At 43.8% G+C, this 17,497-nt stretch carries 14 protein-coding genes; 12 read left to right on the plus strand and 2 right to left on the minus strand.

What is annotated here, in order from left to right; all coding sequences use genetic code 11:
• The first annotated feature begins 140 nt into the window (after nucleotides 1–140).
• The 4 genes from yejB (at nucleotide 141) to A7325_RS05295 (ending at nucleotide 5,879) form a co-directional block, all read left to right on the plus strand.
• Nucleotides 141–1,211 (plus strand): microcin C ABC transporter permease YejB, encoded by a 1,071-nt coding sequence (gene yejB / locus A7325_RS05280; RefSeq protein WP_068405254.1) that lies wholly within the window; start codon nucleotides 141–143, stop codon nucleotides 1,209–1,211.
• On the plus strand, nucleotides 1,211–2,293 hold the full coding sequence (locus A7325_RS05285) for an ABC transporter permease (protein ID WP_068405256.1): 1,083 nt from the start codon (nucleotides 1,211–1,213) through the stop codon (nucleotides 2,291–2,293). The genes yejB and A7325_RS05285 overlap by 1 nt, the downstream gene beginning before the upstream one ends.
• Before the next feature lie 31 nt (nucleotides 2,294–2,324).
• Nucleotides 2,325–4,007, plus strand: a complete 1,683-nt coding sequence (locus A7325_RS05290) for an ABC transporter ATP-binding protein (protein ID WP_082894301.1) — start codon at nucleotides 2,325–2,327, stop codon at nucleotides 4,005–4,007.
• Nucleotides 4,008–4,568: 561 nt separating this feature from the next.
• The gene (locus A7325_RS05295) at nucleotides 4,569–5,879 is read left to right on the plus strand and encodes an iron-containing alcohol dehydrogenase (protein ID WP_068405258.1); all 1,311 of its coding nucleotides are present in this window, start codon (nucleotides 4,569–4,571) and stop codon (nucleotides 5,877–5,879) included.
• A 135-nt stretch (nucleotides 5,880–6,014) separates the two neighbouring features.
• Here A7325_RS05295 and folE read toward each other — a convergent pair whose 3' ends face one another.
• Nucleotides 6,015–6,611: a GTP cyclohydrolase I FolE gene (folE, locus tag A7325_RS05300; protein ID WP_226928923.1), complete on the minus strand. Its 597-nt coding sequence runs from the start codon at nucleotides 6,609–6,611 to the stop codon at nucleotides 6,015–6,017.
• Nucleotides 6,612–6,963: 352 nt separating this feature from the next.
• Between folE and A7325_RS05305 the strand changes: the two genes are divergently transcribed.
• Both A7325_RS05305 and A7325_RS05310 read left to right on the plus strand, forming a co-directional pair.
• Nucleotides 6,964–7,770 (plus strand): enoyl-ACP reductase, encoded by an 807-nt coding sequence (locus A7325_RS05305; protein ID WP_068405263.1) that lies wholly within the window; start codon nucleotides 6,964–6,966, stop codon nucleotides 7,768–7,770.
• 109 nt (nucleotides 7,771–7,879) lie between these two features.
• Nucleotides 7,880–8,578 (plus strand): YoaK family protein, encoded by a 699-nt coding sequence (locus A7325_RS05310; protein WP_068405265.1) that lies wholly within the window; start codon nucleotides 7,880–7,882, stop codon nucleotides 8,576–8,578.
• A 51-nt stretch (nucleotides 8,579–8,629) separates the two neighbouring features.
• Here A7325_RS05310 and A7325_RS13825 read toward each other — a convergent pair whose 3' ends face one another.
• Nucleotides 8,630–8,791 carry a hypothetical protein gene (locus A7325_RS13825; protein WP_180952548.1) on the minus strand — a complete coding sequence of 54 codons (162 nt, stop codon included), beginning with the start codon at nucleotides 8,789–8,791 and terminating at the stop codon, nucleotides 8,630–8,632.
• 366 nt (nucleotides 8,792–9,157) lie between these two features.
• On the opposite strand from A7325_RS13825, the gene A7325_RS05315 reads away from it, so the two are divergent.
• The 6 genes from A7325_RS05315 (at nucleotide 9,158) to A7325_RS05340 (ending at nucleotide 17,389) form a co-directional block, all read left to right on the plus strand.
• Entirely contained in the window at nucleotides 9,158–10,579 is a 1,422-nt protein-coding gene (locus tag A7325_RS05315) for an SLC13 family permease (RefSeq protein ID WP_068405268.1), read from the plus strand.
• A 120-nt stretch (nucleotides 10,580–10,699) separates the two neighbouring features.
• Nucleotides 10,700–11,488 carry a metallophosphoesterase family protein gene (locus A7325_RS05320; protein ID WP_068405271.1) on the plus strand — a complete coding sequence of 263 codons (789 nt, stop codon included), beginning with the start codon at nucleotides 10,700–10,702 and terminating at the stop codon, nucleotides 11,486–11,488.
• 90 nt (nucleotides 11,489–11,578) lie between these two features.
• Nucleotides 11,579–12,187 carry a DUF1543 domain-containing protein gene (locus A7325_RS05325; RefSeq protein WP_068405273.1) on the plus strand — a complete coding sequence of 203 codons (609 nt, stop codon included), beginning with the start codon at nucleotides 11,579–11,581 and terminating at the stop codon, nucleotides 12,185–12,187.
• A 1-nt stretch (nucleotide 12,188) separates the two neighbouring features.
• On the plus strand, nucleotides 12,189–12,503 hold the full coding sequence (locus A7325_RS05330; RefSeq protein WP_068405276.1) for a hypothetical protein: 315 nt from the start codon (nucleotides 12,189–12,191) through the stop codon (nucleotides 12,501–12,503).
• A gap of 100 nt (nucleotides 12,504–12,603) precedes the next feature.
• Nucleotides 12,604–16,926, plus strand: a complete 4,323-nt coding sequence (hrpA, locus tag A7325_RS05335) for an ATP-dependent RNA helicase HrpA (RefSeq protein ID WP_227514944.1) — start codon at nucleotides 12,604–12,606, stop codon at nucleotides 16,924–16,926.
• 94 nt (nucleotides 16,927–17,020) lie between these two features.
• The gene (locus A7325_RS05340) at nucleotides 17,021–17,389 is read left to right on the plus strand and encodes a hypothetical protein (RefSeq protein ID WP_156508500.1); all 369 of its coding nucleotides are present in this window, start codon (nucleotides 17,021–17,023) and stop codon (nucleotides 17,387–17,389) included.
• Nucleotides 17,390–17,497: the final 108 nt, after the last annotated feature.

The raw sequence follows: 17,497 nt of genomic DNA on the forward strand, positions 1-17,497 counted from the left end.
GTCAAATAGCTGATTAATACCCCGGTATTATTTGCGCTATTTTCCTCATTTGACTGCAATTTATCTCATTTTTATGACCGTTTTTAAAATGAGGACACACCCTAAGTTGTCATATCTCTATGTTTTAGGAAGCCGTCATTATGGGTCGTTATATCTTAAAAAGGTTGTTACTGATATTACCGACGCTATTTTTGATATTGCTGGCGAACTTTGTCATTGTCCAAGCGGCGCCGGGCGGCCCTGTCGAGCAGCAACTGGCGCTTATCGAACAAAGTGCAAAAGACGGTGCGCTCAGCGGTAATATCGGTGCGGGCAGTGCCGGTGGCAATAAGAGCACTTACCAAGGCACGCGCGGCCTATCTGAGGAAATGGTAGCGGCAATTAATGCGCAATACGGCTTTGATAAGTCAGCACCTGAGCGCTTTTGGCTGATGCTAAGGAATTATGCCAAGCTTGATTTTGGGACATCGTTTTTTAAAGGTCAATCGGTGACTGACTTGATTGTTGAAAAATTACCAGTATCAATCTCGCTTGGGCTATGGAGTACGCTGCTGATTTATATGATAGCGATTCCGCTTGGTGTCTATAAAGCGATGCATCATGGCTCAGGGATTGATAAAGCAACAGCCATGCTGCTTGCTATCGGCCATGCGATACCTGTTTTCGTATTTGCCGTCATACTGTTAGTGTTTTTTGCCGGTGGCAGCTATTGGAATATTTTTCCGCTACAAGGATTAACTTCCGAAAATTTTGACCAATTAAGCACGCTTGGTAAAGTGAAAGATTACTTTTGGCATCTGGCATTGCCGCTCCTAGCAAGTACCGTTGGCGGCTTTGCTGGCTTGACTTACTTGACCAAGTTTAGCTTTTTAGAAGAGCTCGGTAAGCAATATGTGCTTACCGCGCGAGCCAAAGGCTTGGGCGAACGGCAAGTGTTATACGGCCATGTGTTTCGTAATGCGATGTTGATTATTATCGCCGGTATTCCAGCGGCTATCGTTGGGATTTTCTTTGCCGGTAATTTTTTGATTGAGATTATCTTTAAACTTGATGGTTTGGGGTTGTTGGGTTTCGAAGCCATTCAGCAGCGTGATTATCCGGTGATATTTGGTACGCTGTTTATCTTTACTTTGCTCGGGCTGTTATTACAGTTAATCAGTGATTTAAGTTATCACTTAATTGATCCGCGTATTGATTTTGAGGGGCGCTAATGTCAAGTCATCCATTATCTTCTGTATCCTCAAACACATCTTCCATTGTCCCAGAAAAAAAACGCCGCCTAAATCCTATTTGGCAGGCACGCCTAAACCGTTTTCGCCACAATCGCCTTGGAGTAATATCGCTATTTATTTTTGCCCTGATATTTGTCATTTGTATGGCAGCCAATGTCATTGCCAATGACAAGCCGCTACTGGTGCAGTATCAAGGTGATTATTATTTCCCCGTCCTAAAAGCCTATCCCGAAACGACTTTTGGTGGGGTGTTCGAGACTGAAGCCAATTACAAAGACCCTGCAGTGCAAGCGTTGATTGATGAGCAGGGTTTTTATATTATGCCGCTCATTCCCTTTGCCGATCAGACACCAAACGTTGAGCTTGGGATTCCATATCCAGCCGCGCCCAATAGTCAAAATTGGCTGGGTACCGATGACTTAGGACGCGATGTGCTGGCGCGGATACTTTATGGATTGCGGGTATCTTTGTTGTTCGGTATCGCCTTGACGCTTGCGGGTGCACTCATTGGCATTATCGTTGGTGCGATACAAGGCTATTACGGTGGCTGGGTAGATTTAGCCGGGCAGCGCTTTATGGAAGTATGGGGCGGGATGCCGCAGCTGTTTATGATTATTATTTTGGTCAGCTTGTTTAGCCCTAGCATATTTATGTTATTTGCCATGATGTTGTTATTCGGTTGGATGGGGCTAGTCGGTTTGGTACGGGCAGAGTTTTTGCGTGCGCGTAATTTTGATTATGTTCGTGCCGCTCGTAACCTTGGGGTGTCAGACAGTCAAATCATGCTCAGGCATATCTTACCCAATGCATTGGCATCAAGTTTGTCGCAATTGCCGTTTATTTTAACGGCTAATATTATCGCGTTAACAGCGTTAGACTTTTTAGGATATGGTCTGCCACCTGGTTCACCGTCGCTTGGTGAGCTGATGGTACAAGGGAAAAACAACCTCGATGCCCCTTGGCTCGCGCTATCAGGGTTCTTTAGCTTAACTTTTATTTTATCCTTGCTCATCTTCGTTGGCGAAGCGCTACGTGATGCCTTTGATCCGAGGCGCTCGTGATATGACAACTGATAAAATAATAACCGCTAATATGACGACCACTACTGAGCAAAGTGCTAATGAGCAAAATGCCCATTCAAATGATAGTCATAGCAATAGCCAAAATAAGCTCATGCTGAGCGTAGATAAACTTAGCATCGTCACGGACGCAGGCATGGTTCTGGTCGATAAGCTATCGTACGAGCTACGGCAAGGGCAGACATTAGCGATAGTAGGCGAGTCGGGCTCTGGTAAGTCGATTGCCAGTCTTGCGCTATTAGGCTTGCTACCGGACAGTTTGACGGTTAGCGGTGAAGTGCAGCTAGCAAACGCCAAAGACATGAGTGCGCTGCCAATTACCAATGACAAAGGGCGAAATGTGGCGCTGCGCTCTATTCGTGGGCAGCGTATCGGTATGGTGTTTCAAGAGCCGATGACGGCGCTAAACCCACTACATACGGTCGGCAAACAAATTGCAGAATCCTTGCGTATCAGGGGCGCCCCCAAAAAACAGTGGCGCGAAAAAAGTATCGCTTTATTAAACGATGTCAATATCAACGACCCTGCTGATAAGCTAAATCGCTATCCACATGAGTTATCAGGCGGTCAACGCCAACGGGTCATGATTGCCATGGCATTGGCGCAGCAGCCTGATGTTTTAATCGCTGATGAACCGACGACCGCGCTTGATGTGACCTTGCAACATGAGATTCTAACCCTGTTAGATAACCTTAAGTGTCAGCATAATATGGCAATGATATTAATCAGCCATGATCTCAATCTGGTCAGGCGCTATAGCGATGACGTCATCGTCATGCGCCAAGGACACACGATTGAGCAAGGGCAAACGGCAGCAGTATTTAGCCAGCCTAAAGCGGACTATACCCGCTCGCTTATCAAGCAAGATTTCGGGCAAGCACTCAGTTTATTGGATGATGAAAGTCAGTTACCAACCGTATTGCAAGTCAGTAACCTACAAGTAAAATTTCCTATTGAAAAAAGCTTGTTTGGCGGCACCAAACGTTGGTTTGATGCGGTAAAAGATGTCGATATGACCCTGCAGAAAGGGCAGGCGTTGGGTATCGTTGGTGAGTCAGGCTCTGGTAAAACCACCATTGCCCTTGCGCTAAGCCAATTACTCAGCAATCAAGCGCGTGTCAGTGGTCAGATAATGGTCAATGGACAGGACATGACGGCATTGTCCAAACGTCATTTGCGCACCTTGCGCGCGCAAATTCAAATGGTGTTTCAAGACCCCTTTGCCAGTATCGATCCACGTATGACGGTCATGCAAATCGTCGAAGAAGGGCTGTTAGTACAAGGTGTCAATAAAGCAGAACGCCAGCAAGCAGTGATGGATAGTTTGGCGACTGTGCATCTACCAGCGGAGTTTGCGCAGCGTTATCCGCATGAGTTATCGGGCGGTCAGCGTCAGCGCGTCGCCCTTGCGCGTGCCCTTATTATGCAGCCAAGTTTATTGATATTAGATGAGCCAACGTCGGCGCTTGATAGCACCACGCAGGTTACGGTGGTCAACTTGCTACGGGAAATTCAAGCAAAATTGCAAGTCAGCTATGTGTTTATCAGCCACGATTTAAAAGTAGTCCGCGCCTTATGCCAGCATATGATGGTGATAAAAGACGGCGTGTGTATTGAGTCGGGCCCTAGCGAAGATGTGTTTAATAATCCACAGCACCCGTACGCGCAGCAGCTGTTGCAGGCGAGTTCCTTATAACAATAAACGCTATCAATTATTATAAGTAAAAATCATGAGAAAATTATGCTTGATGCTTTTATCTAGCGCTCTATCGCTTAGTGGTTGTTCGGATAGTTCAACCGTAGCTAATACAGAAGAAAAATATGCCATTGGCGATCTTGGTGGCGTTTCTGTAAATCTACCTAGAGAATTTGTCGAATTGATTGAATAGGATGGGGATCCTAGTTGGGGAGAAAAGCGCGTGGGTAAAAAGCCTGAACGAACCTACAACAAGTCGCTACTGAGACTATTTTAAGTTTTCGTAAAGAAGCAAGTTGATGGCTGATTTTCTTTGTATAAGTAAAGATGCGACGCTAAATAACCAGAACATCGCAGTTCATAATAATCATGACATCCTAAAAATGGCGGTGGTACAATAAGTTTAAACAGTAGTCTGCTTTATGTAGACGCTGATGCAGTATTTTTATTCACCGTGCTTTTGTTTTGACAGCATTTTTTATTTTGACTGCGGTGATGAATCACTGCTTTAAGTTGTCGTTGTTGCTAGTATTAGCATTATTAAAAAGGATTTTTATACCTATGAAAAAACAAAATACTATTTCTAAATTGGTCAGTAGTACAGGCTTACAACACGCTGGTTATTTGGCGGTTGCTAAGACGCGTGCCAAAGTACTAAAAGCCTTTTCTTACGTAGTGCCAGTCAGAAGACCGATGTTGTTTGTCGGTGAGACCTCGTGTGAAGATTTGTGTGACATGCTCATCAATGAAGGCAATACCAATGTTTTTATCGTTACGGACGCGGTATTAAACAAACTTGGTATCCCTGCTAAAGTCACAGATTATCTAGATAGCAAAAATATCAGCTATAAAATCTACGACGGCATTACCCCAGATCCTACTTTTAAAGTCGTCGAAGAGGGATTGCGCAAGTCTGTCGACGCTAAGTGCGACTCAATTATTGCCATCGGTGGCGGCTCGGTTATTGATGCGGCTAAAATGATTGCCATGTCACAAGGCAATAACTGCAAGCCAAAACAGCTTATCGGTATCTTGAAAGCCAGAAAACCTTCGGTTCCGCTTTATTGTATTCCAACCACAGCTGGCACCGGTTCAGAAGCGACGTTGGGTGCGGTGGTGTCAGATGACAAAACGCATCAAAAAGCCCTATCTATCGACCCAAGAATGGTGCCATTAGCAGCGGCTATCGATCCGATTATTATGAAAGGCATGCCGGCGCATATCACAGCAGATACCGGTATCGATGTCTTAACCCATGCTTTAGAAGCGTGGATGAGTGCCAATGCTAGCGTCGAGACCGATTATTATGCGGCTTCTGCAGTTAAAACTGTAATGCAAAACCTACCACTGGTTTATAAAGATGGCGGCAACTTGAAAGCACGTGAAGAGATGGGTATCGCCGCTCATTACGGCGGTATCGCCTTTAATAAAGCCGGTCTAGGTTACGTTCATGCTATCGCTCACCAGTTGGGGGCGCACTATAGTATCCCCCACGGTCGTGCCAATGCCATCGTCTTACCATATGTGCTTGACGTCAATCGCAAAGGCAGCAAAAAAAGATTGGCAGAGTTAGCTCGCAAGACTGGTATGGTCAAATCGGGTCAAGCTGACAAGAGTGATAGCGATATTGCCGATAGTCTCATCGCACAAGTACGCGAGCTGATTGCTACCTTAAATATCGATCCAACCGTTAAAAATATGCAAAGCAGTGATTTTAATGATATTGCCAAAGCCGCGGCAAAAGAAGTCAGCGATACTTATGCGGTGCCGACTTATCTATCTGCTGCTGAGATTAAGGATATTTTAACCAAGATTAAGCAAGCCAGTGATGAGCACGCCAGTCGTGATGCAAAAACTGATAAGGTTGCTTAAGTTATTTAAGCTACTTAATAAGTCCGATGATCAATCTCTAAAAATAAAAAAGAGCACATTGCGATATCAACAATGTGCTCTTTTTCTTTACTTCTCTGTTGCTTATAACTAGCACTGGTTTTATTTTAAACGATATTAAAACGCAGGTTTACGCTTTGGCACCGCATCTAAAAACTCATTACGGGCTTGATTGTCGTGTACATACTCGCCCAGCATCGCTGTGCTGCGCGTGGTTGAATGCTGCTTGTTAACGCCGCGCATCATCATGCACATGTGCGCTGCATCCATAACCACTGCCACACCGCGGCAACCTGTCACATCCATAATCGTTTGTGCTACTTGTTCGCTTAAATTCTCTTGAATTTGCAAGCGACGAGCAAACATATCAACGATACGGGCGAATTTTGACAGCCCTAATACTTGACCATTGGGCAAGTAACCGATGTGCGCGACGCCATGAAATGGCAACATATGATGTTCACATAATGAATAAAATTCAATGTTTTGCACCAAGACCAATTCACGATTGGTCGAAGGAAATACCGCGCCATTGACCACTTCTTCCAAGCTTTGATGATAGCCTTGCGTCAAATGCGCAAACGCTTTTGCCGCGCGTATTGGAGTATCTTGTAAGCCAGGACGCTCTAAGTCTTCGCCAGTTGAAGTGATTAGCTGACGATAGGATTCAACACTTTCTTGAAAATCTGTTGCTATTGTTGGGGTATTGCTCATAAGTTTGGCAGCCATCCAAAATGTGGGTGTAGCTTAACGCTAATCCTGGTTTACAAACAATGGTTGTAAAGGATTTTTATAAAAATTGTGCAAGCTGGGAGGGCTGTGATTATACTTGAAATCCACTTAACTTCATACTGCTATGCTCAGTAGATAATCGTTTTATCCATATTAGCTATTACTATGAAAGGAGATTAAGCGTTTATAGCGTGTAAGTAAATACAGTATACGAGTGTTTACTTAAATCAATTCGTGTATAATGGGTCATCTTTTAATTTGTGTTTTCACTCGCTATTTATGAGCGAGCTATTAAAAATAATCTGTCATTTAAATCGATTTACAGGGAACTATTATGTTACTACAAGGACAACGCTTTGTCGTCACCGGCATCGCAAGCAAACTTTCTATCGCTTGGGCAATCGCTGAAGCGCTGCACCGTGAAGGCGCATCGTTAATTTTGACTTATCCCAATGACAAAATTAAAAAACGTGTCGATATGGCCGCCGAAGCCTTTGAAGCGGACTTGGTACTTGAGTGTGATGTGGCATCAGATGAATCGATTGCTGCATGTTTTGAGCAAGTGACCGCGCATTGGGGCGATGGTATTGATGGTGTTGTCCACGCGATTGGCTTTGCGCCGATGGACCAGTTAGATGGCGATTTCGTCAATGCCACTACCCGTGAAGGCAGCCAAATTGCTCATGATATCTCAAGCTATAGCTTTGTGGCCTTGGCCAAAGAAGCACGCGCGCTGCTAGCCATGCGTCATGGTTCTATGCTGACCTTGACCTATGAAGGCAGTATTTCCGTATTGCCAAATTACAACGTTATGGGCATGGCAAAAGCCAGTTTAGAGGCCAGTGTGCGCTACCTTGCTACCTCGATGGGCGGTGAAGGTATTCGTGTCAACGCGATTTCTGCTGGTCCTATTCGTACCCTTGCGGCAAGCGGCATCAAATCGTTCCGTAAAATGCTCGATATCAGTGAAAAAATCGCCCCGTTACAGCGTAATATTACCCAGACCGAAGTCGGTAATGCGGCGCTATTTTTACTATCACCGTGGGCATCTGGTATCACCGGTGAGATTATGTTTGTGGATGCAGGTTTTAATACCGTTGCCATCAGCGAGCAATTAATGATGCTTGATGAGACAAAATAATGTTTGTAAGCAAAGTTAATATGAGTTAAGCAGTAGAGAAGACGGCCAATTGGCTGTCTTTTTTGGTTATAATAAGGGCTTTTTGGTGTTGGGCCATTAGGCAACGAATATGATAACCAGATTACCAAAATGGATATTTTGGGGCGGCGCTGTACTGGCATTTAGCGCAGGCTGCGTCAATACCGCCGCATTAATGGGCTTTACCAATTTATCCGTCTCGCATGTGACCGGAAACGTCAGCCTGTTTTCAGCGGCGATTGCGCATTTAGACGGTCGCAGTATTTTATATATCGGTGCTTTGCTGCTGTCTTTTTTGGCTGGGGCAATATTAAGCGGTTTTGTGATTGGGCAACGATCATTAAAGCTCGGTCGGCGTTACGGCAGTGCGCTGTATATAGAAGCGGCGCTATTATTGATTAGCTATTGGTTATATCAGCAGCATGATTACTTAGGACAATTGGCAGCGGCGATGGCGTGCGGCTTACAGAATGCGATGGTCGCTACCTATAGCGGCGCGGTTATTCGTACCACCCATTTGACCGGTCTGACCTCTGATATGGGCGCTGCCATCGGTAACTGGCTGGCGGGACGGCGTATCAGCAAGCCTACATTGGGCTTTCAAGCGATTATTTGGTACTGCTTTTGCGGTGGCGGCGCCGTCGGGGCGTTTTTATATGCCAAAGTTGGCTATGGCGCGTTATTTGTCCCTATTAGCATTGTTTTGAGTGCAGCTTTTTTCTATAACTATATGTCAGACCGTTTGCCAGAAAAAAGACAGCCGAGACAAAAAAAGCGCCCATCTGCTTGATGAGCGCTTTTTATTTTAATTTTCTAATTCAAATAAGCTTAACGAGACAAACTACTTATCGTCTTCTTCGTGATCTTCATGTTCATGTAACCCTTGCATCATATCTAATGCGGAGTCGTCGGTACGCTGCTGATCTTTTTTATCCAAGCCATCTTGATTGATGTCTTTTGGCGCCATTTTTGTGGTCGAATCGGTTTTGTTTGAATTTGGCATAACATATTCCTGTTTGTTTTTATCAATGTCCAATAAAGTCCAATAAAAATATAATGGGTAAATTTATCGGCTTTTAGTTTTAATTAACTTATTTAGTATGAGATAGCACTGTACGCTTGTACATACACGGTGTACGTTTGTTTAGTGACGATGTGTAACCATACATCACACGGATTCCTGCTTAATTTTTCTATAACCACATTTATTGCAAAATTATTAGCAGCACTCTTAAGTCAGTTTTTTGTTATATATCTGCTATGATGACGGCGTGTTTTTTGCGGTTACCGATTGATGAAGGGTAAGTTGCCAAAGTACGCTTTTATTTTAGGTTTTTTACACTGTCTTTGGGGAAAATAAGGACATTTTATGTCAGAGCAAAAACTAGATAGCCATCTTCCTGATGATGGCAACGAGTATTTATTTACCGATACCTTTCCAAAAGGTACAGGTAAAGGGTTGATAGTGGTCGCTATTGCGGCGGTTATCAGTATGATTATCTATAACGTTTTGCCGTTTGATATCAATGCCAATAAAGGCCTTGCGATGTTGTTTTTCATCGGGGTGCTGTGGTTGACAGAGGCGGTACACGTTACGATTACGGCGCTTTTGGTCGTCGTCGTTGGTGCGTTGATTGGCATTCCAGAGTTTGATGCGGAGATTGGTTTACAAAGCTTTGCCAATCCGACGATTTATTTATTCTTTGGTGGTTTTGCTTTAGCTGCAGCACTACATGTACAGCAACTGGATAAAAAAATTGCGTTGAAGATTTTATCGATGTCAGGCGGTAAGCTCAGCACGGCAGTATTTTTGATATTTGGTGTGACAGCGTTTTTGTCGATGTGGATATCGAATACTGCGACCGCGGCGATGATGTTGCCACTAGCACTCGGTATTTTGACCCAAGTTGACCGTGAAAAAGACCGTGGCACCTTTGTTTTCGTATTACTGGGTATTGCTTATTCAGCGAGTCTTGGTGGTCTGGGTACGATTGTTGGTTCGCCGCCAAACGCTATTGCCGCAAAGGCGCTTGATATTGCGTTTGTAGACTGGATGAAGTTTGGTATACCGATGATGTTGGTGCTCTTGCCATTATTATTGGGTGCCATGTATGTGTATTTAAAACCAAATCTAAACCGTAAGATTGTACTGCGTGAAGACGAGCCTATCGCTTGGAATAAACCGCGTATAGTGACGATTATCGTCTTTATCATTACCGCCCTTAGTTGGATATTTTCCAAAAAAATCGGCGCTGCATTAGATATCACGGATACTGATGCCGTAATTGCCTTATCCGCTGCTGCTGCTGTAGTGAGCTTGGGTTTGGTGTCATGGAAGCAAGTGTCTGATAATACCGATTGGGGCGTACTCATGCTGTTCGGTGGCGGTATCGCGCTATCGACGATTTTGAAAGTATCAGGTGCGTCTTTAGTACTGGGCGAAACGGTTGCCAATGCGCTGTCTTCAGCACCGCTTATTATCGTCATGATTGCCGTATCGGCATTTATTATCTTCTTGACGGAGTTTGCTTCTAATACGGCTTCTGCTGCTTTGTTAGTACCAGTGTTTGCTGCTATTGCTGAGCAAATGGGACTGCCACATGAAGTGCTCGTCTTGGTCATCGGTATTGGCGCCTCATGTGCCTTTATGTTACCGGTTGCCACGCCGCCGAATGCGATTGTCTTTGGTACGGGGCTGATTAAGCAAAACGAGATGATACGTGTTGGTGTTATTCTTAATATTCTTGCTACCCTAGTCGTCGGGTTGTGGGCGTATTTTTTCTTAATATAGCCTAGCAATTAAGTTCATCATAATCCCTAAAGCCCGATATTTACTTAAATGTCGGGTTTTTTATTTCCTTTTATTGTTAGTCTGTGTATAACGGAGTGATTTGCGAGGAAGAAAAAAAGGATGGAGTATTCTAGTAATAAGCAATTCAATACTATTGCAGCTATCTCAGACATTCACAGTAATGTCTTTGCGCTTGAAGCTGTGCTTGCTGATATCAGACATCGAGATATTGACCAAATTGTTAATCTCGGAGATATTCTATATGGACCGATTGCGCCTAAAGCCACGTATGAGCTTTTAACGAAATATCAAGACGATATTATTACTATTCGGGGTAATCAAGATAGACAGATTTATGAAGCTACGACAATAGAGATGAAAAGCAATTCTACGCTGACTTTCATTACAAAAGATTTGCCTAAAATGGCGATAAGATGGATGCAGAACTTGCCTTTTGATTATCATTTGAATGACGATATATATCTGTGTCATGGGTCGCCAGCGGACGACATGATATATCTATTGGAAAATATAGAAACAGGGCAGCCGACGCTACGTAATAACACAGATATTTTAGCATTGCTCAAGGGTATCGACAGTTCAGTTATCGTATGTGGCCATACTCATATTCCGCGTACAGTCATGCTATCGACAGGACAAATTGTTGTTAATACAGGTAGCGTTGGCTATCCCGCCTATAAAGATGATTTACCAATCGTGCATAAAATGCAGACTTATTCGCCCCATGCCAGTTACGCTCTTATTAAATGTGTTGAAAATAAAAAAGGTAAGCAGTGGCAAACTGAGCATATTAGAGTGCCTTACGATTATGAAGCAGCAGCTAAATTGGCTTTAGCAAATGGTCGTGAAGATTGGGCGTTTGAATTAAGGACAGGGCGAGTATTGTAACTGGAGAATAGTCAAAGTGTCTTTAGATCAAGCTGATAATATTGATTGCGGTAACTATAATTTTTATATATATAAAAAGGACTGATTAAAATGCTAACACTGTTTATGGTACAACTTGGTGGTCGCCCCAAAGGTCGTTTGATTGAGCAACATGATATATTTTTTGGCGTGGCCAACCAAGTCAGCGAGCTGATAGAGGATATCAATCAGCACTGGCCTGAGGTTAAAAATAAATGGCACATTGACTCGTATCGAGCGATTAGCAAAGTTGATAATTATGCGATTAAATTGGTCGAATCAAGTAGCCAAACAGAGAGTACCAACGATGTAGAGAGTACCAACGATTTAAAGTTATTCTTTATCAATTTAGGGGGTTATCAGCGCGGCAGTTTCGAGGAGTTTCATTATAAGCTGCTTATCGTTGCTGCTACTCAAGCGGACGCTATTAAGCAAGCAAAACAGAGCGAATTTTATAAAGCCTTTACTTATAAAGATAAAGAGTCGCCTTTTAATGCCGCCTCGCATATTGATGATAAGTTTGAGGTAGATATCGACGATATTTATAACGTCAATGACCTTATTCCAAATGTTCGGTTGTTAATTAAGCCGATTACTAACGATAACAATGAATTTGCGAATACTGATGATAAAGAGTACGTTGGTTATCTGAGTATCAAGAATTTAAGGAGGTTAGGATAATATGGCTTTAAATATGTACTATAAAAACGGCGTTATTCGCAAAACGCGTAGCCAAATCTCTGATGAGCTATTGACCACGCTTTATCAGGTTCATAATAATGCCAATTTTCCACAACTGACGTGGTTAATTGATAATCTTTATGAAAATCCACAGATCCAGCCTGATGTCGCTAAATGGTTAGCTGATGAGGTGGTGGCGTTTGAGAGACTGTTACTTTCGTTGCACCTGCCTTTTCCTATGCTGCCTCTGCAAAAGCTCCATAGCTTCTTTACGGGAGCTGCAGCTAGGGGGCAGGTGATTTATACCAGTAATTAGTGAATTTTTTGCTTTAGCCTGTTTCTATAACCATCTTGAATCACGCCCAAATTACCCCCATAATCTAAGCACTTCCAAATAATAAATAGCCTAAGTAAATATGCCCAATACTTCTAAGAATACCGCAGAAACTGCTACTGAAAACCTAACCAACGACCTAAGCTCTAATGAATTTAGCTCCAACGAAAATGAAGCAAGTAAAGCCGCCAACCCAAATAATGATGACTCAAATATCACGGTAAACAGTGATAACGCATCTTCGTACGTGAAGGTTGCCACTGACTTACCAGTTTTAGCCAAAGATAGCTATTATCTCAGCCGTTTAGAGCGTGAGCTGGCACGTGCCGCTGTGGCTAATAATAAAAGAGATCAGAAGGGTTCTGATAATAAAGCAGAGGATGGGCTAACCAAAAAACGTGCGCAGTATGACAAAATAAAAACCCGCTCACAGCAAGCGGTGCAAGCGCGTATTGATAGTATTCCTCAAGATTTAGCAGCCAAGTTAAATCTTGACTTGCCCGTGAGTCAACGTGCTGATGACTTGGTTCAAGGTATTATCGATAACCAAGTGATTATCGTGGCAGGTGAGACCGGTTCTGGTAAGACGACGCAATTACCAAAGCTTGCAATGCTGGCAGGTCGCGGTATCACAGGGCAAATAGGTCATACTCAGCCAAGGCGACTGGCCGCACGCAGCGTAGCAAACCGTATCGCGGAAGAATTGGGCGAGCAGCTCGGTAATACCGTCAGCTTTAAGATTCGTTTTAATGAGCAAGGGTCGGCACAATCTGTCGTGAAGCTGATGACCGATGGTATCTTACTGGCTGAATTGGGGCATGATCGGTTTTTAAGTAAGTACGATACTATTATTATTGATGAGGCGCATGAGCGTAGCTTAAATATTGACTTTATTATGGGTTATTTAAAAAAACTGCTGCCCAAGCGCCCTGATTTAAAAGTCATTATTACCTCAGCGACCCTTGATACTAGACGCTTTAGCGAATATTTTAGCCATTATGATAAAAAGCTCAAGCGTAACGTGCCTGCGCCGATTTTTAATGTCGAAGGTCGCAGTTACCCTGTGGAAGTTCGTTATCGTCCGTTGACCGATGAGCCAGTAAACAGCTCGGATGATGACAGCTATGATGACTTTGAAGAGAATCTGCCTCGCGCGGTGGTTGCTGCCGTCGAAGAATGTTTTAGCGATGCACAAAACAAAGGTCATGCCGATCAAGCAGATATTTTAATATTTGCGGCGACAGAAGCTGAAATTCGTGAGCTCCAAGAGGTGCTTGAGCGTCATGGGCCAAAACATACCGAAGTATTGCCCTTGTTTGCTCGCCAAACTTATGAAGAGCAGCAGCGAATCTTTCAGCCGTCAGGTCGCGGCCGGCGTATCGTTATCGCCACCAACGTTGCCGAGACGGCACTGACCGTACCCGGCATTCGCTATGTGATTGACTTAGGATTTGCGCGGATTTCGCGTTATTCGTATCGCTCACGCGTACAGCGTTTACCGATTGAAGCCATCTCACAAGCAGCGGCCAATCAGCGTAAAGGGCGTTGTGGTCGTGTCGCGCCCGGCGTTTGTATTCGGCTTTATAGCGAGGAGGACTTTACTGGTCGTCCAGAGTTCACTGAACCTGAAATTTTACGTACCAATCTTGCCTCCGTTATTTTGCAAATGGCCAACCTGCGCTTAGGCAGTGTCGATGATTTTGCCTTTATTGAGCCACCTGATAGCCGCTTAGTTACTGATGGGCATAAATTGCTCGATGAATTGGGCGCGATTACTTCTAAAAAAGAAGCCTCTTCTGCTAAGCAAACCAACAAGCCCAAAAAAGGTCTTGACCATCTGGTTCTGACACCGACTGGGCAAAAAATGGCACGTATGCCAATCGACCCAAGGTTGGCACGTATGTTGGTTGCCGGTAGCGATTTTGATTGTATTCGCGAAATGCTCATCGTGGTTGCGGCGCTTGCTGTCCAAGATCCGCGCGAGCGTCCTGCCAATAAGCGCCAGCAAGCGGATCAAAAGCATGCAGAATTTCGCCAAGATGACTCCGACTTTTTATTCTATTTAAGTCTCTGGAAAGCCTTGTTTGAAAAAGACGAAGACGGCAACAAACTGTCTGGTAATCAGCGTAAGAATTTTACCAAGAAAAACTATTTGAGCTTCCCGCGTGTGCGCGAGTGGAATCAAACCCATCGTCAGCTGGTACAAATGGTCACTGAGCTAAAACTGACCGACGTTAAGGAGGCAAAAACTACTAATAAAGGTAGCAATAAAAAAGCTTCTTTAGATAATGTGACGAGCGACCCTACCGCGATTGAAGATGAAGAGCTCAAAGCCGTTAAATATGCCAATTTACATCGTGCATTATTAACGGGTCTGTTATCTACGATTGCGCATAAAACTGAAAATCGTGGTGAATACTTAGCCGCGCGCCAGCAAAAAGCCAAGATTTTCCCAGCCAGTACGGTGTTTAAACAAGTACCGCCTTGGGTCATGGCCTTTGAAGTGGTGGAAACCTCGCAAGTGTTTATGCGTACCGTTGCTAAGATTGAGCCTGAATGGATTATCTCAGCGGCAGGCGACTTGTTAAAATATCACTACTTTGAGCCGCATTGGTCGAAAAAGACGGGACGTGTTAAAGCTTACGCGCAGATTAGTTTATTTGGGCTGATTATTATTAGTAAACAGCTGACCAACTATGAGCAAGTGAACTTGGCTGAATCGCGAGAAATCTTTATCCGTGATGGTTTGGTGACCGGTAATTTGGGTCGGCAAGCGCCATTTTTACAGCATAATATGGATAAAATCGCTGATATTGAACGTATCGAAGATAAATTGCGTCGCCGTGATTTATTGGTTGATGAAGAAGCACTGTATCAGTTTTATGATAAAAAAATCCCTGAGCATATTGCCAGTCGTAAAACGTTTGAAGATTGGCGGGCCGAGGTGGAAAAAACTGATACTAAGTATCTATTCTTCACCGATGATGACGTGCTTAATAGCCAAGCGCCAACGACAGGCGATTTTCCAGAAGTGTGGAAACTGGGTGATTTAAAATTACCGCTGCGTTATGTCTTTGATCCGTCAAGCGATGATGATGGCGTGACCATTCGTGTGCCACTGGTAGCGCTACCGCAGCTTGATGCGATTGAGCTATTGTGGGGCGTACCCGGTTGGCGCTATGAGTTGGTATTGCAATTACTCAAGTCATTGCCCAAAGACATTCGCCGTCAAATCGTCCCCATTCCTGATACTGCCGATAGCTTGTTTGATGAATTGCAGCCTGCTGGTGGTCAAGGTTTATTAAAGCAGCTGTGCCAAGCTTTAAATCGTCGCGGCATTATGTCGGTGACGCCTGAGAGTTTTAATCCTGCTAGCATCGATCGCTATTTACAGCCGCAAATCTGCGTGGTCGATGACAAAAACCGCATTATCGAAAAAGGTCGCGACCTACAAACGCTACAAATTCGCCATGCTAGTGAAACCCGCCAAGCAGTGAATGAGCAGCAAGGCACACATACAGAGTTCCCTGAGCATTTCGCCTTTAGCAAAAACCATCATAGTGCAGGCGTGGTGATGAAACAGTTTGCCGCCTTGGTCGCAGACGCGTCGGGCGAGGCGGTATCGATTCACCAATATACCGATGTCAATGCAGCGTTGCAGGCGCATCGTATCGGGGTTTTAACTTTAATAAAAGCTAAGCTTGGCGCGAAGAAAAAACAGCTGACCAGTCAGATTGATAAGATATTTAAATTGGCTTTTGCTCCCCTTGGCGATATGGAGAAGCTAAAAACCATCGTCATCGATGCGGCATTGGATGCTGCGCTTGAAGAGCATTATGTGCTATTCGATCATACTGCCGATTTACCTGAAAGCGCTGATGATATTGCCGTAGCCCTTGCGGAAGAATTGCCTTTTACGCCAGAGGAGTTTGAAAAAACCTTAGAAGTCGTCGCTGGTAACTTCCTATTAACGGGTCAAGATGTCATAAAAACGCTTAAAAATGTCTATACGCGTTGGCAGCGTATCCGTCAGAGCTTACTCATGCTTGATAGAGAAATATTTGGCGAGTCTATCGAAGATATCGAAGACCAGCTAGAGGATTTGCAATTGGCTGATTTTGTTTATCGCATGGATTATAGCCATTGGCAGCAGTATCCGCGTTATTTGGAAGCATTAGAGATTCGTCTTGAGCGCCTTGAGCATAATCTGGAAGCGGACCTCGATGGTGTCTACGCTCTCGATGAACATATGGAGCGGCTGGCAAATCGTGCCAATGATAAAGCCATTAGCGAATATCGCTGGATGGTTGAGGAATATCGCATTCAGCTATTCGCGCAGCCGATGAAAACCCGCATGGCGGTATCACCGAAGCGTCTAAATAAAATGTGGGAGAAAGTGAATTAAGGCTCAATTTGAGCTTTAGAACTTATTTATTGACAACATTTTTCTGGGCGTTACACAATAGATTGATGTAATTTTTTTAGCAGGATAAAAAATAATGATTAAATTTAGACTGATAATATTAGGATTTGCATCAACTATATTTATGATTACAGGCTGTGGTGAAACACAAGCCAGTAGCAATAGTGACATAAAGGCAGTCGCACTCGATGATGTGGCAAAAGAAGTACAGTTACGCGGTAAGTTTAAAAGAAGCTTTGAGGTTCATGAACTGGTTTCTAATGGCGTCACTTACTACGTATCAGATCCACAGCAGCTATTAATGAAAGATTCAAAAAGTATCAATCAACAAGGCTATTATAAATATTTCGAGACTTGCGTCGTTGGTAACATCAGCGCTATCGGTAAATATGGTCCTTTAGGTAAATATCAAAAGCAAATAACGGTCAGTGAAATCTGCGCCTAGTTTTGATAGCACGGGTGAATGAATGCACCTTCTTGCTCTAAACAATCTTTATCATCAATAAAAAAAGGCTGGATTAGCAATCGCTAATCCAGCCTTTTTATTTAACTA

This window comes from Psychrobacter sp. SHUES1, from assembly GCF_001652315.1.
Lineage (GTDB): Bacteria > Pseudomonadota > Gammaproteobacteria > Pseudomonadales > Moraxellaceae > Psychrobacter > Psychrobacter faecalis.

What these genes read in the sequence shown, in the direction of transcription:
- yejB (WP_068405254.1), top strand. Translation starts at nt 141, where the DNA reads ATGGGTCGTTATATCTTAAAAAGGTTGTTACTGATATTACCGACGCTA.
- A7325_RS05285 (WP_068405256.1), top strand. Translation starts at nt 1,211, where the DNA reads ATGTCAAGTCATCCATTATCTTCTGTATCCTCAAACACATCTTCCATT.
- A7325_RS05290 (WP_082894301.1), top strand. Translation starts at nt 2,325, where the DNA reads ATGACGACCACTACTGAGCAAAGTGCTAATGAGCAAAATGCCCATTCA.
- A7325_RS05295 (WP_068405258.1), top strand. Translation starts at nt 4,569, where the DNA reads ATGAAAAAACAAAATACTATTTCTAAATTGGTCAGTAGTACAGGCTTA.
- folE (WP_226928923.1), bottom strand. Translation starts at nt 6,611, where the DNA reads ATGAGCAATACCCCAACAATAGCAACAGATTTTCAAGAAAGTGTTGAA.
- A7325_RS05305 (WP_068405263.1), top strand. Translation starts at nt 6,964, where the DNA reads ATGTTACTACAAGGACAACGCTTTGTCGTCACCGGCATCGCAAGCAAA.
- A7325_RS05310 (WP_068405265.1), top strand. Translation starts at nt 7,880, where the DNA reads ATGATAACCAGATTACCAAAATGGATATTTTGGGGCGGCGCTGTACTG.
- A7325_RS13825 (WP_180952548.1), bottom strand. Translation starts at nt 8,791, where the DNA reads ATGCCAAATTCAAACAAAACCGATTCGACCACAAAAATGGCGCCAAAA.
- A7325_RS05315 (WP_068405268.1), top strand. Translation starts at nt 9,158, where the DNA reads ATGTCAGAGCAAAAACTAGATAGCCATCTTCCTGATGATGGCAACGAG.
- A7325_RS05320 (WP_068405271.1), top strand. Translation starts at nt 10,700, where the DNA reads ATGGAGTATTCTAGTAATAAGCAATTCAATACTATTGCAGCTATCTCA.
- A7325_RS05325 (WP_068405273.1), top strand. Translation starts at nt 11,579, where the DNA reads ATGCTAACACTGTTTATGGTACAACTTGGTGGTCGCCCCAAAGGTCGT.
- A7325_RS05330 (WP_068405276.1), top strand. Translation starts at nt 12,189, where the DNA reads ATGGCTTTAAATATGTACTATAAAAACGGCGTTATTCGCAAAACGCGT.
- hrpA (WP_227514944.1), top strand. Translation starts at nt 12,604, where the DNA reads ATGCCCAATACTTCTAAGAATACCGCAGAAACTGCTACTGAAAACCTA.
- A7325_RS05340 (WP_156508500.1), top strand. Translation starts at nt 17,021, where the DNA reads ATGATTAAATTTAGACTGATAATATTAGGATTTGCATCAACTATATTT.